Source organism: Bradyrhizobium stylosanthis, from assembly GCF_001641335.1.
In the GTDB taxonomy this organism is placed as follows: Bacteria; Pseudomonadota; Alphaproteobacteria; order Rhizobiales; family Xanthobacteraceae; genus Bradyrhizobium; species Bradyrhizobium stylosanthis.
The window spans coordinates 1,341,089-1,364,611 of record NZ_LVEM01000002.1 but is presented as its reverse complement, the minus strand read 5'-3'; the positions used below and the strand labels follow the sequence as shown (position 1 = coordinate 1,364,611).

General features: G+C 66.2%; 20 protein-coding genes and 1 pseudogene. 13 read left to right on the top strand and 8 right to left on the bottom strand.

Features of this window, described 5'->3' with window-relative positions; all coding sequences use genetic code 11:
- Positions 1-219 precede the first annotated feature (219 nt).
- The gene (locus A7X65_RS18300; protein ID WP_063687121.1) at positions 220-477 is read left to right on the top strand and encodes a hypothetical protein; all 258 of its coding nucleotides are present in this window, start codon (positions 220-222) and stop codon (positions 475-477) included.
- 54 nt (positions 478-531) lie between these two features.
- On the opposite strand, the pseudogene A7X65_RS18295 reads toward A7X65_RS18300, so the two are convergent.
- Positions 532-1,003: pseudogene (locus tag A7X65_RS18295) on the bottom strand (REP-associated tyrosine transposase).
- Between the two features lie 204 nt (positions 1,004-1,207).
- The gene (locus A7X65_RS18290; protein WP_063687119.1) at positions 1,208-2,143 is read right to left on the bottom strand and encodes a LysR family transcriptional regulator; all 936 of its coding nucleotides are present in this window, start codon (positions 2,141-2,143) and stop codon (positions 1,208-1,210) included.
- A 116-nt stretch (positions 2,144-2,259) separates the two neighbouring features.
- Here A7X65_RS18290 and A7X65_RS18285 point away from each other — a divergent pair, with 116 nt between their 5' ends.
- The 4 genes from A7X65_RS18285 (at position 2,260) to A7X65_RS43570 (ending at position 4,699) form a co-directional block, all read left to right on the top strand.
- The gene (locus A7X65_RS18285; RefSeq protein WP_063687117.1) at positions 2,260-3,012 is read left to right on the top strand and encodes an SDR family NAD(P)-dependent oxidoreductase; all 753 of its coding nucleotides are present in this window, start codon (positions 2,260-2,262) and stop codon (positions 3,010-3,012) included.
- Between the two features lie 35 nt (positions 3,013-3,047).
- Positions 3,048-3,746 carry a pirin family protein gene (locus A7X65_RS18280; protein ID WP_063687115.1) on the top strand — a complete coding sequence of 233 codons (699 nt, stop codon included), beginning with the start codon at positions 3,048-3,050 and terminating at the stop codon, positions 3,744-3,746.
- A gap of 142 nt (positions 3,747-3,888) precedes the next feature.
- The gene (gene wrbA, locus A7X65_RS18275; protein ID WP_063687797.1) at positions 3,889-4,488 is read left to right on the top strand and encodes an NAD(P)H:quinone oxidoreductase; all 600 of its coding nucleotides are present in this window, start codon (positions 3,889-3,891) and stop codon (positions 4,486-4,488) included.
- A 76-nt stretch (positions 4,489-4,564) separates the two neighbouring features.
- Complete coding sequence (locus tag A7X65_RS43570) at positions 4,565-4,699, top strand: hypothetical protein (protein WP_283806161.1); 135 nt, start codon at positions 4,565-4,567, stop codon at positions 4,697-4,699.
- Between the two features lie 16 nt (positions 4,700-4,715).
- Here the strand turns inward: A7X65_RS43570 and A7X65_RS18270 are convergent, their stop codons facing one another.
- Together A7X65_RS18270 and A7X65_RS18265 are read right to left on the bottom strand one after the other, a co-directional pair.
- Positions 4,716-5,600, bottom strand: coding sequence for a protein-L-isoaspartate O-methyltransferase family protein (locus A7X65_RS18270; RefSeq protein WP_063687113.1), 885 nt, complete (start codon positions 5,598-5,600; stop codon positions 4,716-4,718).
- Positions 5,601-5,671: 71 nt separating this feature from the next.
- Positions 5,672-6,184, bottom strand: a complete 513-nt coding sequence (locus A7X65_RS18265; RefSeq protein ID WP_063687111.1) for an Lrp/AsnC family transcriptional regulator — start codon at positions 6,182-6,184, stop codon at positions 5,672-5,674.
- A 122-nt stretch (positions 6,185-6,306) separates the two neighbouring features.
- Between A7X65_RS18265 and A7X65_RS18260 the strand changes: the two genes are divergently transcribed.
- Positions 6,307-6,846, top strand: coding sequence for an RBBP9/YdeN family alpha/beta hydrolase (locus A7X65_RS18260; RefSeq protein ID WP_063687110.1), 540 nt, complete (start codon positions 6,307-6,309; stop codon positions 6,844-6,846).
- Between the two features lie 21 nt (positions 6,847-6,867).
- Here the strand turns inward: A7X65_RS18260 and A7X65_RS42660 are convergent, their stop codons facing one another.
- Together A7X65_RS42660 and A7X65_RS18250 are read right to left on the bottom strand one after the other, a co-directional pair.
- Entirely contained in the window at positions 6,868-8,013 is a 1,146-nt protein-coding gene (locus tag A7X65_RS42660) for a GNAT family N-acetyltransferase (RefSeq protein ID WP_063687108.1), read from the bottom strand.
- Positions 8,014-8,135: 122 nt separating this feature from the next.
- A complete protein-coding gene (locus A7X65_RS18250) occupies positions 8,136-9,488 on the bottom strand; it encodes an O-antigen ligase family protein (protein WP_063687106.1) in 1,353 nt (450 codons plus the stop codon).
- Positions 9,489-9,773: 285 nt separating this feature from the next.
- On the opposite strand from A7X65_RS18250, the gene A7X65_RS18245 reads away from it, so the two are divergent.
- Positions 9,774-10,760 carry a glycosyltransferase gene (locus A7X65_RS18245; RefSeq protein WP_063687104.1) on the top strand — a complete coding sequence of 329 codons (987 nt, stop codon included), beginning with the start codon at positions 9,774-9,776 and terminating at the stop codon, positions 10,758-10,760.
- 15 nt (positions 10,761-10,775) lie between these two features.
- On the opposite strand, the gene A7X65_RS18240 is transcribed toward A7X65_RS18245, so the two are convergent.
- The gene (locus tag A7X65_RS18240) at positions 10,776-11,804 is read right to left on the bottom strand and encodes a glycosyltransferase family 2 protein (protein WP_063687102.1); all 1,029 of its coding nucleotides are present in this window, start codon (positions 11,802-11,804) and stop codon (positions 10,776-10,778) included.
- Between the two features lie 398 nt (positions 11,805-12,202).
- Between A7X65_RS18240 and A7X65_RS18235 the strand changes: the two genes are divergently transcribed.
- From A7X65_RS18235 to A7X65_RS18215, 5 genes are all read left to right on the top strand, one after another.
- The gene (locus A7X65_RS18235; protein ID WP_063687100.1) at positions 12,203-13,003 is read left to right on the top strand and encodes a class I SAM-dependent methyltransferase; all 801 of its coding nucleotides are present in this window, start codon (positions 12,203-12,205) and stop codon (positions 13,001-13,003) included.
- Between the two features lie 288 nt (positions 13,004-13,291).
- Positions 13,292-15,673 carry an exopolysaccharide transport family protein gene (locus A7X65_RS18230; RefSeq protein ID WP_063687098.1) on the top strand — a complete coding sequence of 794 codons (2,382 nt, stop codon included), beginning with the start codon at positions 13,292-13,294 and terminating at the stop codon, positions 15,671-15,673.
- Complete coding sequence (locus A7X65_RS18225; protein WP_063687096.1) at positions 15,666-16,472, top strand: WecB/TagA/CpsF family glycosyltransferase; 807 nt, start codon at positions 15,666-15,668, stop codon at positions 16,470-16,472. Before A7X65_RS18230 ends, A7X65_RS18225 begins: the two co-directional genes overlap by 8 nt.
- A 19-nt stretch (positions 16,473-16,491) precedes the next feature.
- A complete protein-coding gene (gene galE, locus A7X65_RS18220) occupies positions 16,492-17,484 on the top strand; it encodes a UDP-glucose 4-epimerase GalE (protein ID WP_063687094.1) in 993 nt (330 codons plus the stop codon).
- A gap of 243 nt (positions 17,485-17,727) precedes the next feature.
- Positions 17,728-18,069: a hypothetical protein gene (locus A7X65_RS18215; protein ID WP_063687795.1), complete on the top strand. Its 342-nt coding sequence runs from the start codon at positions 17,728-17,730 to the stop codon at positions 18,067-18,069.
- On the opposite strand, the gene A7X65_RS18210 is transcribed toward A7X65_RS18215, so the two are convergent.
- Entirely contained in the window at positions 18,043-22,158 is a 4,116-nt protein-coding gene (locus tag A7X65_RS18210; protein WP_063687092.1) for a bifunctional diguanylate cyclase/phosphodiesterase, read from the bottom strand. The genes A7X65_RS18215 and A7X65_RS18210 overlap by 27 nt on opposite strands.
- Before the next feature lie 296 nt (positions 22,159-22,454).
- Between A7X65_RS18210 and A7X65_RS18205 the strand changes: the two genes are divergently transcribed.
- Positions 22,455-23,507 carry an Ldh family oxidoreductase gene (locus A7X65_RS18205; protein ID WP_063687090.1) on the top strand — a complete coding sequence of 351 codons (1,053 nt, stop codon included), beginning with the start codon at positions 22,455-22,457 and terminating at the stop codon, positions 23,505-23,507.
- Positions 23,508-23,523 lie beyond the last annotated feature (16 nt).

Sequence of the window (23,523 nt, the reverse complement as noted above, 5' to 3'; positions counted from 1 at the left end):
GGCAAACTGCTTGGTTAAAAACTCCGTCCGCGGCAATGCCGCAACGGCGCGCAGGAGATCGCGGCGATCCATACTGGTGTCTCCCCTGATTTTCTTTGTTTGTCCGGCCAGCCTAGCGCGGCGGCCGGCAAGAACAAGACGTTTACCAGGCATTAACCATACCCGGCCCGCCCGGGAACGCATCGATGGACCCGCTGTTGCCCTTCCAGGGAGTGAGTGATGCACAACGTTCGGACCATCGACGTCGCCCTGGACGAGATGCTGGTCAATCTCGCCGCGATCGTCCTGCGGCTGTCGAAGCCGGACGTGACGCGAACACCCGAAGCGCGGCGGGCCCTGGCGCAATCGGTCCATCAATACGCCGTCTGCGCGGCACGCTCGACGGACCCGCGTGTCCACGAATTGAGTTCGCAGCTCGAGGGAACGCTGAAGCCGAACCTGCGCATCGTCGCCATCAACGGCGTGAAGGTGTCGTAGGTCAGGCCGAAAAGCGAGATGCCGTAGGGTGGGCAAAGCGAAGCGTGCCCACGATCACTCTCCGAAGTGCCCAGCAACATCCCGCATGTCCCCTCCCCAATCCGCGGGAAGCACGCCCTGGTCGACGTAGCGATGAAAACTACTGAGAGACCAATCGCGCGCCCGGCTGACGAGGCCGTGCTTCACGGGGTTGAAATGAATGTAGTCAACGTGCCGCTCCAGATCCGCATCGTCACGAATTGCGTGCTCCCAATAACGGCGCTGCCAGATCCCCTTCTCGCGCTTCTTCAATTTGCTTATTGACGGCGGCCCAGCCTCCAAGCCGCGCGAAAATCCGCTTTTGATCAGATTCCACCGCGATGAAAAATCGACGTCGTGGTCGGGAAGCGACCAAATGGCATGGAGATGGTCGGGCAGGATACAGATCGCGACCGTCTCGAACGGGCGGCGTCGCTGGATGGTCTGATAGATGCGGCGCAAGCGGTCAGCTTGATCGACGAGTAGAGTGCGAGCGATCTTCAAGCACAACGGTGAAGAAGAAGGTGCTGCCTTGCGCTCGGCGATATCGAGACGCTTACGATTCCATTAGGCGAAGTCTGCGATTCCCCCGGGCAAAGACGTGGGCACGCTTCGCTTTGCCCACCCTACGGCAGCTTGCTCGGACGATAGACTAGCGAGATATCGTAAGGCGGGCAAAGGTCCGAAGCACCGTGCCCACGTAGGTAGGCATCTAACCGGTTTTGCCACCCTTCTTCGGCCGTCGCTTGCACGTACCCGGCAGCTTCGCCGCGAGGAAATCGCCGAGTGCTTCGACGCGCGCGGGGCGCGGGCCGCCGGGCGGGGTGACCAGATGCACGGCGCCTTCGGCCTGCTTCCAGTCCTTCAGGATCACTTCGACTTCTCCAGAGGAGATGGCTTCGCCGACGATGAATTCGGGCAGCTCGGCGATGCCGAGGCCTGCGATCAGCGAGGGCATTACGGCCTCGCCATTGTTGACGCGAAGCAGTCCGCCCGGACGCACGCTGGCCTGCTCGCCGGCGGAATTGGTGTAGTGCCAGACGTTCGGCGTCGAGAGATAGGCGTAAGCGAAGCACTTGTGCTCGGCCAGATGCATCGGATGCGTCGGCCGCCCGTGCTTCTTCAGATAGGATGGTGCCGCCACCGTGAAGCGCGGCATGGTGAACAGCCGCCGCGCGATCAGCGAGGAGTCCGGCAGCCGCGCGATGCGCACCGCCATGTCGAAACCTTCGCCGATCAGGTCGACCGTCGCATCGCTCAAATGCAGATCGACCGAGACTTCCGGATAGGCCTCGAAGAACTCCGGCAGCAGCGGCGCCACGGCCTTGATGCCGAACGTCATGGGCACGGCGAGCCGCACCAGGCCGCGCGGCGCCACCGACTGCGCCAGCGCCTCGTTCTCCGCCGCCTCGCCGTCCGCGAGCAGACGCGTCGCGCGGTCGGCGAGCTTGTGGCCGGCGTCCGTCAGCGCGAGCCGGCGCGAGGTGCGGTTGAACAGGCGCGCCCCGAGCCGCTCTTCCAGCCGGGTCACGGCCTTCGACACCGTCGCCTTGGACATCGTCAGCTCGCTCGCGGCCCCTGCAAACGACCGTAATTCCACGACTTTTGCGAAAATCGCGAGCGCCTCGAAATCGGGGAGTCGTGCCATGGGAACCGTCCAATCGGGATGCTTACGGAAACAATGCGTTTCAACAGTTTCTATTTCTATACCACAGGCGGAGGCTTATCCAAGGGTCATCAGGAATTCAGCAACGGAGAAATCCAATGACCAAGCAGCTCTCAGGCAAGGTTGCCCTCGTCACCGGCGGCTCGCGCGGCATCGGCGCGGCCTCGGCCCGCGCTCTCGCCGATGAAGGCGCCGACGTCGCCATCAGCTATGTGGCTTCGCCCGACAAGGCGGAAGCCGTCGTCACTGAACTGAAGGCCAAGGGCGTCAGGGCCCGCGCCTTCAAGGCCGATCAGGCTTCGGCGAAGGACGTGACGCAGCTCGTCAACGATGTCGCCAAGGAATTCGGCCGTCTCGACATCCTCGTCAACAATGCCGGCGTTGCCGCGGGCGGCGCGATCGACGATGCCAAGGCGGACACCGATGCGCTGGCCCGCCAGGACCAGGTCAACGTGCATGGCGTGATCGCGGCGATCCGCGCCGCCTCGCAGCTGATGGGCGAAGGCGGCCGCATCGTCACCGTGGGCTCGATGCTCGCCGACCGCGCCTCGTTCCCGGGCCTTGCCGACTACGTCGCCACCAAGGCGGCGGTCGTCGGCTACACCAAGGGCGCGGCACGCGACCTCGGCCCGCGCGGCATCACCGTCAACGTGGTGCAGCCCGGCTCGATCAACACCGACATGAACCCGGACGACGACCGCGACTTCGCGGAAGCCCAGCGCAAGCAGCACGCGCTGCAGCGCTTCGGCCGTCCCGAGGAAGTCGCCGCTGGCGTGGTGTTCCTCGCAAGCCCGCAAGCCTCCTTCGTCACCGGCACGGTGCTCAACGTCGACGGCGGGTTCGGCGCCTGAACAAGGCGCCTCCCACTCACACAAGGATTACGCAGATGATCGAACTCAGACCTTTCGACAAGCTCGGCGGCGCCGATCACGGCTGGCTCAAGGCCAAGCATCATTTCTCCTTCGCAAGTCATTATGACCCCAACAACATGGGCCATGGGAGCTTGCGGGTGTGGAACGACGACGAGATCGCGCCAAACAGCGGCTTTCCCGCCCATCCCCACGCCAACATGGAAATCATCACCTATGTGCGCGAGGGCGCGATCACCCATCAGGACAGCCTCGGCAACGAGGGCCGGACTGAAGCGGGCGACGTGCAGGTGATGAGTGCCGGCAGCGGCATCCGCCACTCCGAATACAATCTGGAGCCGAGCAAGACACGGATCTTCCAGATCTGGATCGAGCCGACGCAGCGCGGCGGACAGCCGACCTGGGGCTCGAAGCCGTTCCCCAAGGCGGACCGCTCCGGCAAGCTCGTGACGATCGCGAGCGGCATCGAAGGCGACACCGACGCGCTTCCGATCCGCGCCGATGCGCGGGTGCTCGCCACCACGCTGAAGGCCGGCGAGAGCGCGGAGTACACGCCCGAGAGGTCACGGCATCTTTACCTCGTGCCGGCGGCGGGTTCGGTCACGATCAACGGCGTACGCGTCAATGCCCGCGACGGCGCCGCAATCCGCAACGAGGATCGGCTGACGATCACGGCGCTCGAGGACACCGAACTCGTGCTCGTCGACGCGGCGTAGCCCTCGCTCTCACCGTCATGGCCGGGCTTGTCCCGGCCATCCACGGACTTAGCCCGGAACACGAAGAACGTGGATGCCCGGGACAAGCCCGGGCATGACGACCTCAACCTTCATTCAACAACTGATCCCAACGGAGACCACCATGACCAAAGTTCTCGTCCTCTATTATTCCGCTTATGGCCACATAGAGGCGATGGCCAACGCCGTCGCCGAGGGCGCGCGCGAGGCCGGCGTCACTGTCGACATCAAGCGCGTGCCGGAGCTGGTGCCGGCCGAGGTCGCAAAGGCCTCGTACTACAAGGTCGACCAGGCCGCGCCGATCGCCAAGATCGAAGACCTCGCCAATTACGACGCGATCATCGTCGGCACCGGCACCCGCTTCGGCCGCATGGCCTCGCAGATGGCGAACTTCCTGGACCAGGCCGGCGGGCTCTGGGCCAAGGGCGCACTGCACGGCAAGGTCGGCGGTGCCTTCACGGCGACCGCGACCCAGCACGGCGGCCAGGAGACGACGCTGTTCTCGATCATCACCAACCTCCTGCATTTCGGCATGGTGGTGGTCGGCATGAACTACGGCTACGCCGGCCAGATGAAGCTCGACGAGGTCACGGGCGGTGCGCCCTACGGCGCCACCACGATCACCGGCGGTGACGGCAGCCGCCAGCCCAGCGCCAACGAGCTCGCCGGCGCCCGCTACCAGGGCCGGCAGATCGCGGAGACCGCCAAGAAGCTGCATGGCTGATGCGACGCGGGCGGCATTCTCATTCGAGAATGCCGCCCCATCTGCGTGGGCAGGACATCGACTAAAAGCGAGCCGGATGGCATTCGAACTCTTGTTGATCGCGCGGATGATCCGCAAGCCCGCACAGGCGCTGGCGCGGCGATGGTATTGCCGCAGCCTGTTCCGCGCCTCGCGCGGCCGGTTTCGCTGCGCCGGTTGCGCGGGATCGTGAGACGCGACGACGCGCTTCAGAGCTGCGTGATGTCGGCGTGAGGTAGAACTGACTCGGTCGGCACGGGCGGCGGCACCGTCGAAAGCCACCAGCCCTCACCGGCGAACCAGCACGTCTCGTCCGGCGCGCCCTCTCTGCGCAGCGATTGCACGCTGTCCCATTTTCCGGCAAACGCCTCGGCCAGCCGCCGGGCGGCATCGGCATCCTGCAATCCCGCGCAACCGATGAACTGGGCGCGGCCGAGGAATTTCGCCGGCCAGATCGCGCCCTGATCCGGACGCGTGATCATCAACATGCCACCGAGCATGCCCTCCGGCGCGAGCGGAAACACCAGCCGTCCGCCAGGCTGCAGCGCGTCGAGCCATTGCGGGGCCGGCTGGGCGGCACCCGCGCAAACATAGATCACGTCCGCAGCAGGCAGGTCGGACGCGATGCCCGAACGTTGGCGCACATCGACGTGAGCGAGATCCTTCAGATTGTCGCGCGCAAGTCCCGCCAGACGTTCGTCGATCTCGTAGGCGTGGACGTGGCCGCGAGGTCCGACGAGATGCGCGAGGATCGCGGTGTAGTAGCCGCTGCCGGCGCCGATCTGGATCGCCGTCTCGCCCTCCCGCACACCACAGCCGCCGAGCCAGTAGGCGTGCGCGCCGGGCATTCCGATATTGAGGCCGCGCGATGGATCCAGCGCCAGAAGCGCGTTCTGATAGAGGAAGGCCGGATCATCGTCGGGCGTCACGACATAGGGATGGCCGCCGAGGCCGATCGACCACGGCCCGGGTCCGGCGAAGGGCTCGCGCCTGACGGTCCGAAAGGCCTGCTCGATGCGCGGATCCGTCGTCCTGGCCGCAGCGCAGATCAACTGCGCATAGAACGGGCGATATTTTGCCGAACGATCTTCCATGTCGCCTCCCGGGGAGCGCAAGCGAGGCTAGCACAACGCTCGCGAGAACCGGAAGCAGGGTGCGGTCCGTGTCAATGCGACGACTTGCCGGCAGCACGGACCGCCGCCGAACGCCGCTCGGCCTTTCTCCCGACGAGATCGCGTCCGATCGGCCGCGCGGGTTCGCTCCGCAGCACCAGCGAGGTCGTCACGGTGCCGAAGCCCGCGATGCGATCCACGATCGTCTCGAGATCTTCCGGCGCGGGCACCAGCACCTTGAGCACGAAGCAGTCGTCGCCGGTGACGCGATGGACCTCGATGATGTGGGGAATCTCGCTGAACCGCTTCAGGCAGGTCTTGATGTGCTCATGCGAGGTGCGCAGGCGCACCAGCGCCATCAGGCCGAGCCCGAGCGCGCGCGGGTTGATCCTCGCGCCATAGCCTTCGATGATGCCCGCTTCCTCGAGCCGCTTGACGCGTTCGGAGATCGCCGGCTGGGACAGCCCGACGGCGCGGCCGAGTTCGGACAGCGGCACGCGCGCATTGACCTGCAGCGCCTCGATGATCTTCAGATCCTTGGCGTCGATGCTTCCGAAACGATCCAAGACAATTCTCCCTTCCGCCTTGAGATCATCGGCCGATGATCGATTCCGCCGATGACTTGCCATGTGATGCACGACCAGCATCGGCCACACTGTGACGTCACCTCGGATATCACGGGACGTTCATGCACGACATCATCACATTGCCCGGGCTCGGCGGCTCCGGAGACACTCATTGGCAGACGCTGTGGGAGCGCACCGAGCCGCGCCTCACGCGATTTCAGCCGGCGAGCTGGGACCGGCCCGACCTCGACGACTGGGAGCAAGCTCTCGAGCGCGCGGTCGCGCGCTGCGCCAGGCCACCGGTCCTGGTCGCCCACAGCCTCGCGTGCCTGCTGGTGGCGCATTGGGCCGCGCGCTCCGCATCCGCGATTGCCGGTGCCTTCCTCGTCGCCGTGCCCGATCCGGATGGCGACAATTTTCCCGCGGAAGCCATGGCGTTCAAGCCGGTGCCGGACCGCGCATTGCGCTTTGCATCGCTGATCATCGCCAGCACGAATGATCCCTATGGCACGCTCGACGTGACGCAGCGACAGGCGCGCGACTGGCGGTCCGGCCTGATCGTGGCGGGCGCACTCGGCCACATCAATGCCGCTAGCGGGCTCGGTGACTGGCCGCAAGGACGCGCATTGCTGGAGGCTTTTCGCGCGGGTCTTCCGAGGTGACGACGAAACAGAGGGCGTCGGTCAGCGCGCGCCCTTGCCGAGCGCGCGCGCCGCGACAGCGGCGAGCCGGGGATGGCGGCGCAGGCGCTGCGCGGCGTGGTCACGCCATGCGAAAGGCGCGCCGCGCCAGGACAGCGCGACGCTGACATCGGTCAGCGGCACCTGCTCGGCGCCGAGCCGGCGCTTGTAATCCTGATTGCCGATGCTGAGATCGAAGCGGCGCACGCCCTGTGCATGCAGCGCCGCCATGGTGCGCTCGGTGACGAGCAGCCCGGGCGAACAGCTCGACCATGCATCGCCGGCGTGGCTGATGCGCAGGAGGAAATAGGTCGCCCCGAACCTGACGCCCAGCGTGGTGGCGACGACAGCCTCGTCGCACACCAGCGCCGACACGATGGCATAACCGTCCGCGACGCCCTGGCGGGCAACCTCGCGATAGAAGCGCGCGTGGATCTCGTCGTTGAGGATGAAGCGCGAGCCGAGCTTTTGCATGCGCGCCTGCTGCTGGACATCCATCACGTCGAGCAGCTCGCCGGCGCGTGCGACATCCGTCGCGATCTCGAACCGCGCGCCTTCATGGCGGCTGAACACGCGCCAGCAGCGCGGCATCTGCATGCGCTTGATCGAGGTTTGATAGGCTTCATAGTCGTCGCCCATCAGCACGAGATTGCCGTTGACCGAGCAGGAGCCTGTACGGCCAAGCGAGACCAGCGGGTTCGGCTTGCCCCCGACCTGAGCCGGCATCTTCTTCAGGCGCAGCAGGTCGAAGCCGTCAGGCAAAGCGCGCAAGGCATCGACCAGCGCAGCGCTGATCGCGCGCGCATCGGCACCATCCAGCGCGGCATCGCATGCCAGGACCGGCGCGTTGTTGTCGGAGACGCCGAGATCGGCGAACTCGACGATGCGGACGCCGCGCCTGACATGGCTGATCATCGGCACGAGTGCGATGTCCTTGCCGGTCGCCGCATCCGAGATCACGGCGATCAGCGGCGCAAATTCACTGAATGCCTCGTACCAGGCGCCGAGCCAGTAACCATGCTGGAAAGCGGTGCGATGGCCCGTGTTCAGGCGCGCGGCAGCCTGCCGCCAGTCACGCAGGAAATCGACCGCGATTCCCCTCGTGCTGGACACAAGACCATCTGGCTGCTCGACGCTGAGAAACGTCATCCCCGGGACATACGATTACTGAGTGTTTCCAGATAGATTATGTTTTGTCGCAGACCACAAGCGACGTCGCGGCTTATCGTTAAGCCAGTGCCACCATCGCACGCCGTGGCTGCGACAAGCTGTCAATGCGGGGGTTCCGTCTGCGCGACGCATTGGAACCTCGCAAGGAAGTGCAGGCCCGCCACCGCGAGGGCGAACATGAACCAGATCGGATTCTGCCGATCGAGCAGGAAAGTCTCGGTCGCGCCATAGTACAGGCCGAACAGCCAGACAGTCAGGAACAGCTTTGCCAGCGCGCTGCTGCGATTGTGAGCCTGGGCGGATTGGAAATTGCCGAGCGGCGCCAGCACGAAGACCAGGACCACCAGCGCCAGCCCCGGCAGGCCGATGGTGACCGCGAGGTCGAGATAGCTGTTGTGGCTGTGCGCGGCCGACGTCGCCCATTCGGAACCCTGCGCGGTCTGCCGCGCCGAGACATCATCCCAGAACGCCGCGTAGCCGTGACCGATGACCGGCTTCTCGGCGACGGCCGCGAGCGCAAACTCCCAGATAGCGGAACGGCCGGTGAAGGTGGGATCGAGCGGAAGCAGCCGCGTCATGGCGCCCAGCGAGGGGCTGAGCACGCTGCCGACCGTCAGCAGGTTCATCGCGATCAACGGCACGAAGCAGATCAGCCGCTTCAGCCACAGGCTGCGCGTGACATAGACCAGCGATGCCAGCGCGTAGATCGCAAGGCACAGCACCGACGAGGTCTTGCCGCCGGTGAAGACCAGGAAGATGCCGGCGAGGACCGCGATCACCGGCCCCATCACGATGGACCCGACGGCCGACAGGTAGATGCCGACATAGACCAGGATGGTCATGACAGGCGAGGCGACGTTCTTGTGGCCGAAGCTGCCGCGCCAGTCGCCGGCGAGTTGCGGCTCGGTGACGTCGAGCGCGGTGTGGATCGAATATTGCGGGGCGAGGACGACGCCGAGATAGCACAGCGTGAGCAGCACGAGCGCGGCGGCGCCGAGACACAGATTGAAGCTGCGCTGCGTCGGCGGCAGCAGCGGCAGCAGGACGGCGAGAGACGTCACGCTGGCCGCGAGCACGAAACGCTGGATCGAAACGCCGCGGCTCTCGGAGAAGGCGATGTTGATCAGCAGCCAGCCGACGAGGCACAGATGCAGCGGCGTCACCAAGCTCTTCAGCGCGGGCGCATCCGTGGCCGCGACGAGCAGCATCGCGACCGCGGCCAAAAGACCCCAGGAGACGTAAGTCAGCGCCATTCGTCCGGCGACCACGGTCGTCGCAGCCTCGCTGCGCAGGTCGGGGAAGGGATCGAGCGTCACCAGGACGAGAATGAGAGCCGCGGTCGCGACGAGACAGCGCGCCGCCCGCACGGCATTCAGCCCGGCAAGGCCGCCGTGCAAGATGTGGCCGAGCGACGGGGCCTCGACGTCGGTGGTGTCAGCGGCGCTGCGATCCATGGCTCGATCGGGATACGGAAGCCTCACGTCCTACCCCATCGCCGTTAACCGTTCGTCAACCAGCGCGCAGGCTCTGCACGTGCACGCTCTGTCGCACCTTCCATATTTCCTGCAGGCTCGATGTCGGCCGCTTAAGGTTATTTGGCGAAAGCAGCAACCGCGCGGCCCTTGCCCGCATCGATCTGCGGGCAATGCGAGTATCATCGCCGCGAATTCTCGATCGTCTGGTTCAGCCAGCTCGCCAGATGCGCCGCAGTTAACAAATCATTAAAGACGGGCCGCAGCTTGATTACCGCCGAAGACATTCTCGAATTGCCGGCCTCCGCTCGCGTCGCGACGCCAGTGCGTCCGCCGCTGCAGGTCGGCTCGACCCACTCGGTGTCCGTCGTCATTCCCGCCAAGAACGTTGCCGCCTATATCGGCGAAACCCTCGCCAGCGCGCTGGCACAGAGCGAGGTGAGCGAAGTCATCGTCGTGGACGACGGCTCGACCGACGAGACGGTCGCGATCGTTGGCGCCATCCGGGACCCCAGACTTTACCTGATGTCCAACGATTCCGCCGGCGTGTCGGCGGCGCGCAATCTCGGCGCGCGGCATGCAGGCGGCGAGTGGCTGCTGTTCCTCGATGCCGATGACCGCCTGCGCCCCGGTGCGGTGGCCGCGCTGCTCGCAACGGCGCGCGAGGCGCCGCGCGCGGTGCTGGTCTACGGCGACTACAATACGATCGACAGCGAAGGACGGCAGATCGGACGGCGCGACCTGTTGAAGGGACGACGCAAGCCATCCGGCGACGTGCTGGCGCGGCTCGCCAGCGGCAACTTCATCGTCAATGGCGGCATCGCGCTGGCACGTGCCGAAGCCTTCCGCGCCATCGGCGGCTTCGACACCTCCCTCAGATATTGCGAGGATTGGCACTGCTGGTGCCGCCTTGCCGCGATCGGCGAATTCGAGTTCGCCCCGAAGCTTTTGCTCGACTATCGCCTGCACACCGCCAACACCATGAACGCGGCAGTGCGGACGCCGAAGGATTTCTTCCCGGCGATCGCCCGGGTGTTCGACGACGGCCTGATCATGGCGCGACTGCCTGCGGGCACGGCAGCCGGACTGCGCCAAGCCGCCGAGATCCATCTCGTCACCTATTCGGCGATGCAGGCCGTGCGCTTCGGCCGGTATCGCCAGGCCATCGGCTATCTCTGGATGGTCGCCCAGCGCTCGCTCAAGGCGTTGCCGCGCGCGACCGCGAGGACGGCGCTCGCCCGCTTCGGCATCTAAGCCGAATCCGCAGCGTCAGGACTTGATCTTCGAGGCTTCATAGGGCTTCGGCGCGAAACCGAACGCTGCGAGCATGGAGCCGAGCGCGACAAGCGCGGGATGCATCGCAACCACCGCTTTCGACGTCACGAGCAGCCGGGCGGACCGGATCAGCGAGAGCGGCAGCCGTCCGAGCATCTGGGCAAACACCCCTGCCCGCGCGCCGGCACTCCGCGCCGCCTTGTACTGCACGCGATAATTGATCGCGCCGATGCGGAGGCCGCGCTTGGCGATCCAGCCGAGGCTGGTGCGATTTTGCGGCACGGTCTCGGTGATGACCGCCTCCGCGGTCCAGTGGAACGTCATGCCGGCATCGCGGCACCGCACGAAGAAATCGCAATCGCCGCCGCCGAGGAAATTAAAGCGCAGGTCGAAGGCGGGACGCTCGAACCGTTCGAACACCGCGCGCGTGATCAGGCAGTTACCACAGCCGTAGATCAGCGGCACCGCGCCGCTGTAGTCGTAGGCGGGGCAGAAGGCGGGATGGCGCGCCAGCCAGGGCTTGCTGTCGTCATCGAAGACCGGCAGCACCGGGCCGCCGACCACGTCGGCGCCGGTCGCATCCGCGGTCCGCACCATCAGCTCCAGCCAGTCCGGCGAGGCGATCTCGTCGTCATCGATCATCAGGAAGCGCGTTGCGGCGGGAAACAGCGCCTGCGCGGTCTCGAACGCGGCGTTGATCGCCTGGCAATTGCCCTGCCGCCGCTCGACGAGGCAGATGCCCTGCAATCTGCCGTCGGCGAGATATTCCGCGGCGACCGGCGCGCTCTCGCGGCGGACGGCATCATTCTCGACCATGACGACGGCAAAGGAGCGCGGGGTGCGCTGGCTCGCGAGCGAGTCCAGCGTCAGCCGCAGATGCTCCGGGCGGCGGAAACAGGGAATGCAGACGACGATGCCGACCGACAGGTCGATGACGCGCGAACTCGCCGCGATCTCCCGGTTGGGATCGCGCACGGCATCCGAGATGCGCGTGGCGGACAGGTCTGTCGGGATCAATGTCATGACGTATTAGATGTCCGAGATAGATTGAAAAAGCCCTGCTTCGATCGCGCAGAAGACCCGTGCCGTCCCGCAGCGACACATCGCCCCGAGACAGATGCGTCCCAGAATGGACGGCTGCCTGAGAGGCATCCTCCGGCCGAAACCGCCGATCTCCCGATATCCGCGCGCTTAACCGAGTTTGCGTGCTTCTGCCGCGAAATCATGCGCGCATGTTACTGCAATTCGTGGTCCGCAGCGCCGAGAGCGGCCCAACATGAACGATGCCGTAGTTAACGCCGGTGCGTATTAACCCGGCCGTAAGCACCGCGACCGGTGAAGCGGCGCGGCATCAGATTTGCTCTTCGGGCATGCGAGATTTTTCCTGTAAATTTGAGTCGAACAAGCGCGGTCAGAGAAAAATGAACAAGCCAGCCACGATCGATTTCGCGACAGCCACGGCGATCGACATCCCCGCTGCCGCAGCACCCATTCAGGCACTGCACGATCTCGTCCCCGGCGAAGCCCGCGACAGTCTGCTTGCCGTTCATGAGTTGCTGCGCCGCGAACTGCCGCAGGGCCGGCTCGCCGTCTACGAAGCCGGCGGGGGCTCGTGCAGCGTCCTGCCGCCGGAATTGCTGAGCCGCAGCAGGGTCACCGTCGTCGACATCGACGAAGACCAGGTCCGCAACAACACCTACGCGGACGAGGCGATCCTCGGCGACGTGCAGACCTACAATTTCGGCAAGGAAAGCTTCGATCTCGTGATCTGCTACAACGTGATCGAGCATCTGCCCCATGTCGATGCCGCGCTGCTGAACTTCCGCAGCGCGCTCAGGCGCGGCGGCATGATCCTGATCGGCGCGCCCAATCCGCGCTCGCTGTCCGGCGTCGTCACCAAATACTCGCCGCACTGGTTTCACGTCTGGTTCTACCGGCACATCCGCGGCATCAAGGACGCCGGCCTGCCCGGCGAGCCGCCGTTCCCGACCTTCTTCCATCCGCTGGTCACGCTGCCCCGGCTCGAGGCATTCGCGGCCGCGAACGGCCTCGAGATGACCTACCGCCGTGAGGTCGAGAGTCCGCGCTATCCGGAGATGCGCCGGCGCAAGCCGCTGTTCGCCGCTCTGGTCGATGCCGGCGCCGCCGTGCTGAACGCCGTGCTTCCGCGCGACACCGATGTCCGCCGCGGCGACTATCACGTCATCCTCAGGAAAAGCTGATTGCCATGGCCTGCGCGCGGCACATCGCAGGATGCGCGAAGCCTCGCGGCCATGCTGCGCGCGGTAACGAACCGTTAATCAACAGGGGCACCCGGCATAGGCGTCGCGACGACGCGCCGGACAACGGCATGCGTTTAAACGCTTTGTTTGCCATTTCGGTGAATAGTCCCTCAATGAGTATGGTTAATTTTCCCTGTTGCGTTGATTGGGCACCTATATCCCAGGTGCGTGGCGTAAAGCGAAGAGTAACCCCTCAGCCCGCGGCCGTTGGAATGAAAGCTGGGGACCATGCTGGACTATAACCAGCCGATCGATCGGGCGAGACCAGAGGCCCCGCAACAGCGGCCTCAGGCCGGCTTCAGCGTGCTCGAACTCGTCAACCTGCTCTGGCGGCGGAAGATCGCGATCGCCGCGGCCGCGCTGCTCGGTGCCACACTCGCCGTCACCGTCGGCAAGAGCCTGACGCCCCGCTACACCGCCACCGCCCAGCTCCTGGTCGATCCGCGCGAGCTCCAGCTCGTCGACCGCGAGCTCACGCCGCGCGCGCAGGACGTCTCCGGCATGTCGATGGTGGTGGAGAGCCAGGCGCGCCTGATCACCTCCAACAGCGTGCTGCTGCAGGTGATCCAGCAGGCGGACCTCGACAAGGATCCCGAATTCGGCGGCGGCGGCGACGCCAGGACGCTGATGTCGTCGCTACTCGGCCTGATCGGCCTGCAGCCCCGCGCGCCCTCCGCTGCCGAAGCGAAGGAGGTGCAGCTCGCAGCTCTCGACGCCCTGAACAAGCACATCACCATCCGCAAGACCGAAAAGAGCTTCATCGTCGATATCGAGGTCTGGTCGACCGATCCGGCCAAGGCGGCGATGCTCGCCAATACGCTGACCAACGTCTACCTCACCGAATCCCGCAACTCGCAGGCTTCGGCCGCACGGCGCGCCACCACCGACCTCTCCGGCCGCCTGAAGGAGCTGCGCGAGCGGCTGCGCAATGCCGAGACCGCGCTCGCCACCTACAAGGCCCAGAACAATTTCGTCGGCACCCAGGACTCGCTGATCAGCGACCAGCAGCTCTCCGCCAGCAATCAGCGCCTGTCCGCGGCCCGCGCCGCGACGATGGACGCGCAGGCACGGCTCGACCAGATCGAGGCGAGCCGGCGCACGGCGGCCGATGCGGGCGCGAATCCTGAAGTGCTGCAATCGCCGACCATCGCCAACCTGCGCGCGCAATATGCCGATGCCCGCAAGAAATACGCCGAGCAGGCCGGCGAGCTCGGCCCGCGCCATCCGGCGCTGCGGCAGACCGAGAAGCAGGTCGAGGATCTCAAGCGCACCATCAACGAGGAGATCGATCGTTTCGCCCAGTCCGCCAAGAACGATCTGACACGCGCCCGCGATTTCGAGGCCTCGCTCAACCGGGCGCTCGAAGCGCAGAAGCGGCAAAGCGTGCAGCTCAGCCAGGCCGCCGTCCGGCTGCGCGAGCTCGAGCGCGAGGCCGATGCCAGTCGCGACGTCTATCAATCCTTCCTCAAGCGCTCGCGCGAGACCGAGGAGCAGGAGACGCTAAACACCTCGGCGGCCCGCGTCATCGGCGAAGCGACGGTCCCGCAGCGGCGCTCGTTCCCGCCCGCGATGAGCCTGTTCGCCATGATCGGCTTCATCTTCGGCGCACTCGCCGCATCGGGCTGGTTCGTCGTCGCCGAGCTGCTGTCTGCCGGCGCGGCCGCGCCGGCACCTGCACCCGCCCGCCGTGAGCGCACACCCGCACCGCAGGTTCCGCGCGCGCCCGAGCCCGCGCGGGCCGGCGAGATCCCGCAACCACAGCCGCAGCCGGTTTCGCGTGCCCCTGATGTCGCGCAGCCCCTGCCGGAAATTGCCGCACCGCCGCTGCAGCCCGCCGCGGCCGAACGCCCCCTGATCGAAAAGCCGCTGATCGCGCGCCTGCAGGAGGCCGACGTCATCCACACGCTCGGCGCCATTCTCGCCACCGGCGGCGGTGTCGACCTGACCCGGTTGGGCTGGCCGACGCTGCGACCGGGCTTTCCCCTGACCAGCCTGCTCAACGCCTGGCGCGACATGCGCGCGGCCGTGGCCCGGCGCGGCGGCGGCAAGGCGATGCCGGTCGTCGCGCTCGTCGGCGGCGGCGAGACCACGGGTCGCAGCGTGACCGCGCTGAATTTCGCGCTCGCGGCTGCGCGCGACGGCATCCGCGTGCTGATGATCGATGCCGATCACCTGGCGCATTCGCTCTCGAACAAGGTCAACCGCAACGGCAAGAGCGAGCCGAGCAGGCTCGGCTGGCTCTCGAACGGCAGCAAGACCGCGCGCGAGATCAGGACGGTCAACGGCATTTCGGTCCTTCCGGCCGCCGACGGCGATGCCGGCAAGGCGACTGAAGCCATCCGCAAGGCGATTGCGCAGGCGCGCTCCGCCGGCGGCTACGACCTCGTGATCCTCGACGGCCCGGTGACGCCGCTCACCGCCGGCAGCCGCAAGCTGCTCGACGACGTCGACGCGCTGGTGGCGGTGCTGCCGACCAGCCTCGACATCAACGACGGCCTGGAAGAGATTTTGAGCACGCTCGGCCGCGCCGAGCGCAAGCTCGTCGGCGTGGTGCTCGACGAGCTCACTCCCGCAACCCAAGCGCGCCAGCGAGGCAGACAATATGCTTGAGCGCCGCATCAATCTGGACGGCCGGGCCGCAACCGCGGAGGTGCCGCGCACCACCGTCGGAGGCCTTCGCATGGCCGCACTCGACCTGGAAGCAACCGCCGATTTCATGATCGAGGCGACCGATCCGCAGCATCGCATCGGCCGTCCGCTGTACCTGACCTCCGCCAATGGCGAGGTGCTGGCGCGCTGCTCGACCGAGCCGCAGACCGAGCGCCTGTTCCGCGCCGCCGACCTGATCAACGCCGACGGCCAACCGCTGGTGGCGGCCTCGAAGCTGCAATCCTGGTTTCCGCTGCCCGAGCGCGTCGCGACGACCGACCTGTTCCACGTCGTCGCCCGCAAGGCCGAAGCGGTCGGCCGAACCTTCTACATGTTCGGCGCCAGCGAGGCCGAGAACGCCACGGCGGTCGAGAACGTCCGCAAGCTGTATCCGAACCTGAAGATCGTCGGCCATAGCCACGGCTATCTGCGCGGTGATGCGCTGCGCGCGAAGATCGAGGAGATCAACGCGCTCGCGCCCGATTATCTCTGGGTCGCGCTCGGCGTGCCCAGCGAGCAGGCCTTCGTCGAGGAATATACGCCGCATCTGACCAATGTCGGCGTCATCAAGACATCCGGGGGCCTGTTCAACTTCCTGTCGGGCAGCCGCTCGCGTGCCCCGGAATGGATGCAGAAGGTCGGGCTCGAATGGGCCTGGCGCACCTGGCTGGAGCCGCGCCGCCTGTTCTGGCGCTATTTGACCACCAACCCCCGTGCGCTCTATCTTCTGTTCCGCCGCAAGCGGCCCTTCAATCGCTGAGAGAGGCCGGGTTAAGGACATGACCGACCGACCGATCGTCCTCGTCACGGGAGGCGCGGGTTACATCGGTTCGCACGCGTGCCGCGCGCTGACCGCTGCCGGTTACCAGCCGATCGTTTTCGACAATCTCTCGACGGGCCATCACAGCTTCGTTGCCGGGGAGCTGGTGACGGCCGATCTGCTCGACGGCGCGGCGCTCGCGCGCGTCTTCGCCGAGCGCAAGATCACGGCGGTGATGCATTTCGCCGCCGCCAGCCTTGTCGGCGAGTCCATGACCGACCCGCAGAAATACTACATCAACAACGTGCAGGGCACGCTGTCGCTGCTGCAGGCGATGCGCGCCGCCGGCTGCCAGCGCATCGTGTTCTCCTCGACCGGCGCCGTCTACGGCAACGCCGATTCGAAGGAGCTGCCGGAAGACTTCCCGTGCGCGCCGATCAATCCGTACGGCGCCTCGAAGTGGATGATCGAGCGCATCCTCGCCGATTATCGCGGAGCCTACGGCTTCGGCGCGTTCTGCCTGCGCTATTTCAATGCCAGCGGCGCCGATCCCGCCGGCGGCATCGGCGAATTGCGCGACAACGAGACCCACCTCATTCCGCGCGCCATGATGGCGCTGCAGGGCCATGTCGACTTCGCGGTGTTCGGCGACGATTACGACACGCCCGACGGCACCGCGATCCGCGACTACGTCCACGTCACCGACCTTGCCGCCGCGCATGTCGCGGCGCTCAAGCTGCTGGAAACCGGACATGCGGGCGGCAGCTTCAATCTCGGCACCGGCGCTGGCTTCTCTGTGCGCGAGATCCTCGACGCCATCAGGCAGGAGACCGGGCGCGAGGTGCCGCACACGGTCAAGCCGCGTCGTCCCGGCGATCCCACTTACCTGGTCGCCAATCCGTCTGCTGCGCGAAAAGTGCTGAACTTCGTGCCGCGTCATTCCGATCTCGCGACTGTGATCCGCACCGCCTGGGCATGGCATCAGAAGGCCCATCCGCGCAAAGCGCGTTAAGCACGGTCCATTAAGCAACCGTAACATCCGCACCTTGCCCGCCCTGCCTGCGAACGGCTAGAATGGGGACTCGCTGCCGCCGCTGGCGTATCGCCAACGGCCGCATCCTTGGGCATGGCCGACGATGAGGTCGGCATGCGCGGCTCGGCCGATGTGGCACGAGCCTGTTTTCCAGATGTGAAGACCACAATCGAATCCACACGCCACTGTGATCAGGCGCGGATTCTCGGGAGTATCGACCGCATGCATCAGGCTGCACGCCTGGAGTTCGAGCGCGTGATGGAAGAGTTCGTCCGCTGGCATGTCGTGCCCGAGGACGAGCGTTCGCCCGCGCCTGCCTGGTGGTGGGGACCGGCCATGGCGGTGGTCGACGATCAGGAGACGATGAGCCAGGCCTCCTGTGCCGAGCTCGGCTTGAACGAGGGTGCGAGTTTCGCCGACGGTGCGCGCACGATCCTGGCGCTGTTCGTCGAGCAGACATCGCTGACCGGCCCGCAGGATTTTCCGAGCATCGCGGAAGGCGCCGATCACGACGTCCGCGAGCTGCACCCGCAGCCGCTAGATGACAGCGCGTTTCAGCCTTAGTGCGGCAGCTTCAGTGGCGACCGGATCCGGTTCGGGCTGGAGCGGCGGCGCAACCGGCAGCACCATCGGCCGCAGCAGCTCGGCCATCTGCTTGGCCGGCAGCGGCTTTGCGATCAGGAAGCCCTGCATCTCGTCGCAGCCATGGGTACGCAGGAACGCCTCCTGCTCGGCATTCTCGACGCCTTCGGCGACTACGGTCATGCCGAGCGCCTTGCCCATGCTGATGATTGCCTGCGCAATCGCCTGATCCTCGGAATCCTGCGGCAGGTCGCGCACGAAGGAGCGATCGATCTTGATGGTGTCGATCGGGAAGTGCTTCATCAGCGACATCGACGAATAGCCGGTGCCGAAATCGTCGATGGCGAGGCGAATGCCGCGGCTCTGGATGGCGTCGAGCACCTTGAGCGCGCGTCCGACGTTGCGCATCATCATGCTCTCGGTGACCTCGAGCTGGAGCAGCACCGGCGACATGCCGGAGGCGGCAAGCGCCTCGTCGACGTCCTGCAGCAGATGCTCGTCAGCAAACTGCCGCGGCGACAGGTTGACTGCCATCGACAGCGGCAGCAAGCCGCGTCGCTGCCAGGTCATCGCTTGCGCGCAGGCTTCGTTCAGCACCCAGCGGCCGATCGGCACGATCAGACCCGTCTCCTCCGCGAGCGGAATGAACTGGGCCGGCGAGACGCTGCCGAGCTCGGGATGGGTCCAGCGCAGCAGCGCTTCCACGCCGGTGATCTGGCCGGTCTCCATGTCCACCTTGGGCTGGTAGTTGAGCGTGAACTGCTCGCGCTCCAGCGCCCGGCGCAGCGCGCTTTCCAGCGACAGCCGCTCGATCGACTGGGTCTTCACCTCCTTGGAGAAGAAGCGATAGCCGTTCTTGCCGTCCTCCTTGGCGAGATACATCGCCATGTCGGCGTTCTTGGTCAGCGTCTGCGCATCGGAGCCGTTGGCCGGATACATCGCGATGCCGATCGAGGCCGTGGTATGGCACTCGTGGCCGGCCAGCTCCATGGGCTCGGCGAGCGCCGCGAGCAGCCCGGTCGCGATGCGCTGGACGTCGTCGATCTCGCCGCACTGGTCGAGGATGACGACGAACTCGTCGCCGCCGAGCCGCGCCACCACGTCGCTGGCCCGCAGCGCGCCGCGCAGGCGACTCGCCACTTCAAGCAGGAGCAGATCGCCGGCTTCGTGGCCGAGCGAATCGTTGATGACCTTGAAGCGGTCGAGGTCGATGAACAGCAGCGCAAAACGATGATCATGGCGCTGCGCGGTGTCGATCGCCGCGCGCAGCAGCCCGTTGAAGGTCTCGCGGTTCGGCAAATCGGTCAGGCTGTCGTGCGAGGCGAGATACTCGATCCGCTCGTCCGCCTGGTTCTTGGCATCGGCGCGGTCGAAGTTCTCCATCGCAAAGGAGACATTGTCGGCGAGGCGCTGCAACAGCTCGACGAACTCCGCCGTGAAGGTGGCCGGCTCGGTCGACATGTAGATCATGACGCCGACGGCCTGGTCGTGCGCGATCAGCGGGAAGGCCGCGCCCGACCGCGCGCCGTCGCCGCGCACGACGGCGTGGAAGGCACGGACGCGATCGTCGTTGAGATAATCGTTGCTGATGCAGGGCTGGCGCGTGCGGAACGCCGTGCCGCTCATGCCGCGCCCTTCGGGGCGCTCCGGGTCGATGGAGAGACGGACGTTGCGCGTGGTTTCGGCGGACGGGCCGGCCGCAGCCACGATCTCGAGCTGGTCGCTGCCCGCCCTCGCCAGAGCGATGGTCGTCGAGGTGAACTTGGCGCCGTTCGAGGCGGCGAGGCAGACGAGGTCGAACAGCTCGGCGCGCGACTTCGCCCGCATGATCGCCTCGTTGGTGGCGCTCAGCGCCGCGAACATGCGCGTCAGGCGCTCCTTCTGCGCCTCGGTGCGGGCCTTTTCCTCGGCACGGTCGAAATTGTCGAGCGCGAACGAGACGTTCTCGGCAAGCCGCCCCAGCAATTGAATGAGGTCCTGCGTGAACACGCCTTCGTCCGGCGAGAGGAACAGCAATACGCCGACGGCCCCGCCGCCGTTGCTGAGCAGCGGGAAACAGGCGCCCGATCTCGTGCCTTGCGTGCGCGCGATCTGGTGCCAGTGCGCCGTACGGATGTCGGTGAGAAGGTCGTTGGCAACACACGGCGTGCGCGAGCGGAAGGAGGTGCCGGTCAGCCCGCGTCCCTCCGGATCGTCGGCGGAGGTGGAGAAGCGCCAATCCTTGATCTGGTAGCAGCTCTCGCCCTTGGTCATGGCGATGTCGAGATAGTGTCCCGTCGCATCCACCAGGGCGATGGTCGCGGAGGAGAAGGTGCCGCCGAGCACCGCGGCTTCGCACACCACCTCGAACAGCTCGTCGCGGGTCTTGACCCGCATGATCGCCTCGTTGGTCGCGCTCAGCGCCTCGAGCATGCCCCTGAGGCGATTGCGCTGCATCTCGGCCCTGGCCTTCGCCTCGGCGCGGTCGAAATTCGCGAGCGCAAAGGCGACGTTGGCCTGGAGCTTGCGCAGCAGCTCGACGAGCTCGTCGGTGAAGGTGCCGCACTCCGGAGAGTTGAACAGGAATACGCCCTCGACCCGGTCGCCGTTGAACAGCGGCAGCGCGGCGGAGGACGCGATGCCGTTGCGGCGGGCGCTGGCCTGCCAGGGCGCGATGCGGTCGTCGGCGAGGACGTCGTTGCTGACGGCGGGCTGCCGCGTGCGGAACGCGGTGCCGGTCAGCCCGCGCCCCTCGGGCACCTGGTCGGAGGTGGAAAACTTGAAGTTACGGACCTGGTCGGCATTCGGTCCGTAGCTGGCGACCACGCGCAGCAGCTCGGCGCTCTGGTCCACCAGCGCGATACTGGCCGAAGTGAACTTGGCGCCCTTCGCCACCGCCTCGCAGACGAGCTCGAACAGCTCCGCGCGCGACCGCGCGCGCAGGATCGCTTCGTTGGTGGCGCTGAGCGCCGCGTACATGCGCGCCAGCCGTTCTTCCTCGGCCGCGATCCTGGCCTTGTCGGCCTCGCGGTCGAAATTCTCGATGGCGAACGAGACGTTCTCCGCCATGCGCACCAGCAGCGCGACGATCTCCTCGTCCTTGGCCCAGGAGCGGCTGATGAAGAACAACAGCACGCCGACGCTCTCGCCGTGCTTGATCAGCGGCGCGACCACGCAGGCGGCGACGCCGGTGTTGACGTTGGCCTGCTCCCAGGGCGAGCCCTTGGTGCGGCTGGCGAGATCGTCCTCGACGATGGCTTTCTGCGTCCGGAAGACCTGCCCGGAGATGCCCTTGCCGAAAGGATTGTCCGGATCGACCGAATAGCGCGCCTGGGTGACGAGGTCGAGGTTCTGCCCGGTGGCAGCGACAGGCTTCATCCAGTGCGAATCCGGCTCGCGGAGCAGCACGATGGTCGCCAGCGACTTGCCGCTGTGGACGGAGGCGTCACAGACGAGCTGGTACAGCTCCTGCTCGGTCTTGGCCCGCAGGATCGCTTCGTTGGTGGCGCTGATGGCGCCGAACATGCGGTTCAACCGCCGTGTCGCTCGGTCGCTGGTCTGCCGCGCGGTCTCGCGCGAAAAATTGTCCAGCGCATAGGAAATGTTCGCCGACATGCGCTCGAACAGCGACACCATCTGCTCGTTCAGCGAGTTGGCCTCGCTTCGCGTCACGTACAGCACGCCGACGCTCTTGCCGTTGCAGAGCAGCGGCAGTGCCGCGGCGGCACCGATATGGGCCTTCGTGGCGCCCGCGCGCCACGCCAGCGAGCGCGGATCGTTCAGGTAGTCGTTGCTGATGCACAGCTTCTGCTCGCGAAATGCCTCGCCGCCGACGCCCAATCCTTCCGGCTTGCCGGCGTCCGTCGTGATCTCGATCGCGCGCAGCCGCGGAATGTCGTCGCCGCAACCCGCCGCGAAGCGCAGCCGCCCGCCGTCCGGTCCCACCAGGAACACGGCCACGGCCAAAAAGTCCCCGCTCGAGAAGCCGGCGTCGCAGACCTTCTGGTACAGCTCGTCCGGCGACCTCGCGTAAAGAATCGCTTCATTGATGGCGCTCAACGCCGCAAAGGTGCGCGCGAGTGTCGTCGGCACGATCTTAACTCCCGGGCATTTCTGCCTATTTCTCCCGGTGCCGTTATGAACGGCCATCGCCTAAGTGGTCGTTATTGCCTGCTGCAAACCGTCGATCAAAGTGAACGAGCTGCGAACAAGCGGCGCTAAACCCCCGAAAATACCGCCGCACGGCACGAACCTTCGACCAAAGGCGTGTTCCGTTTACGAATTTGCAGCCCTGTATTGGTTTACGAGAGATTGATATCGCTCCCGCGCTTTGAGACGATGGCGCCCAACAAGCTGCCTGTGAAAAGGCACCAAGCCGGGGAAACGCCATGCCGCTCGTTAGGGCCGACCGCCTCACGCGCATCAGCGCCGCGCTGCTCCAGGCGGCCGGAGCTTCGGAGGAGGAGGCCGACGCCGTCGCGAGCGGCTGCGTCAACGCCAATCTCGCCGGTCATGATTCCCACGGCGTGATCGCCGTTCCCACCTATATTGACCGCATCAAGGCCGGCCACATCGTGCCAGGCGCCAAATGGACCATCGTCCAGGAATCGCCGACAACGACCGTGATCGACGGCCATTGGGGTTTTGGCTTCCACGTCAACGCCAGGGCGATGGCGCTGACGATCGAGAAGGCGAAGACGGCCAACGTCGCCGCCTGCACCGTGTTCCGGCAGAGCCATGTCGGCCGCCTCGCCGCCTATCCCTTGATGGCGATGCGCGAAGGCATGATCGGGATCGCAACGGCGGATTCCGGCCGCTCGCCCAAACACGTGGCACCGTTCGGCGGTAAGGACGCGCGGCTCGGCACCAATCCGATCTCGATCGCCGTGCCGTCCGATCTCGATACGCCGTTCTATCTGGACATGGCGACCTCGGCGGTCGCGGCCGGCAAGATCCAGCTCGCGGTCGCCCGGGGCGAGCAGATCCCGACGGGATGGATCATCGATGCCGACGGACGGCACACCACCGATCCCACGCAATATCGCAAGGGCGGCGCGCTGCTGCCGCTCGGCGGCACCGAGGGCTACAAGGGCAGCGGCCTCGCCGCCATGGTCGAGGTGCTCTGCGGTCTGCTCACCGGGCTCGGCTTCGGTGTCGAGCCGACGGGGCGGCACAATGACGGCTGCTTCATGGCCGTGTTCAACGTCGCCGCGTTCCGCCCGCTCAAGGAGTTCAAGCGCGAGGTCGCCGAGTTCGCGCACTATCTGAAATCGACGCCGCCCTCCGAGGGCAGCAAGGGCGTCTACTATCCCGGCGAGATCGAGGGCGTGCGCGAGCAGCAGCGCCTGCGCGACGGCATCGAGGTCGAGGACGCCACCTGGGACAAGCTGCGCACGCTGGCGCGCGAGTACCGGCTCGACACCGTCCTTGGTCTTGCCTGACGCTATCAGGAGAACA

Excerpts from the sequence above, each read along its gene's own strand:
- A7X65_RS18300 (WP_063687121.1), top strand. The coding sequence starts at position 220 with ATGCACAACGTTCGGACCATCGACGTCGCCCTGGACGAGATGCTGGTC.
- A7X65_RS18290 (WP_063687119.1), bottom strand. The coding sequence starts at position 2,143 with ATGGCACGACTCCCCGATTTCGAGGCGCTCGCGATTTTCGCAAAAGTC.
- A7X65_RS18285 (WP_063687117.1), top strand. The coding sequence starts at position 2,260 with ATGACCAAGCAGCTCTCAGGCAAGGTTGCCCTCGTCACCGGCGGCTCG.
- A7X65_RS18280 (WP_063687115.1), top strand. The coding sequence starts at position 3,048 with ATGATCGAACTCAGACCTTTCGACAAGCTCGGCGGCGCCGATCACGGC.
- wrbA (WP_063687797.1), top strand. The coding sequence starts at position 3,889 with ATGACCAAAGTTCTCGTCCTCTATTATTCCGCTTATGGCCACATAGAG.
- A7X65_RS43570 (WP_283806161.1), top strand. The coding sequence starts at position 4,565 with ATGGCATTCGAACTCTTGTTGATCGCGCGGATGATCCGCAAGCCCGCA.
- A7X65_RS18270 (WP_063687113.1), bottom strand. The coding sequence starts at position 5,600 with ATGGAAGATCGTTCGGCAAAATATCGCCCGTTCTATGCGCAGTTGATC.
- A7X65_RS18260 (WP_063687110.1), top strand. The coding sequence starts at position 6,307 with ATGCACGACATCATCACATTGCCCGGGCTCGGCGGCTCCGGAGACACT.
- A7X65_RS42660 (WP_063687108.1), bottom strand. The coding sequence starts at position 8,013 with ATGACGTTTCTCAGCGTCGAGCAGCCAGATGGTCTTGTGTCCAGCACG.
- A7X65_RS18250 (WP_063687106.1), bottom strand. The coding sequence starts at position 9,488 with ATGGATCGCAGCGCCGCTGACACCACCGACGTCGAGGCCCCGTCGCTC.
- A7X65_RS18240 (WP_063687102.1), bottom strand. The coding sequence starts at position 11,804 with ATGACATTGATCCCGACAGACCTGTCCGCCACGCGCATCTCGGATGCC.
- A7X65_RS18235 (WP_063687100.1), top strand. The coding sequence starts at position 12,203 with ATGAACAAGCCAGCCACGATCGATTTCGCGACAGCCACGGCGATCGAC.
- A7X65_RS18230 (WP_063687098.1), top strand. The coding sequence starts at position 13,292 with ATGCTGGACTATAACCAGCCGATCGATCGGGCGAGACCAGAGGCCCCG.
- A7X65_RS18225 (WP_063687096.1), top strand. The coding sequence starts at position 15,666 with ATGCTTGAGCGCCGCATCAATCTGGACGGCCGGGCCGCAACCGCGGAG.
- galE (WP_063687094.1), top strand. The coding sequence starts at position 16,492 with ATGACCGACCGACCGATCGTCCTCGTCACGGGAGGCGCGGGTTACATC.
- A7X65_RS18215 (WP_063687795.1), top strand. The coding sequence starts at position 17,728 with ATGCATCAGGCTGCACGCCTGGAGTTCGAGCGCGTGATGGAAGAGTTC.
- A7X65_RS18205 (WP_063687090.1), top strand. The coding sequence starts at position 22,455 with ATGCCGCTCGTTAGGGCCGACCGCCTCACGCGCATCAGCGCCGCGCTG.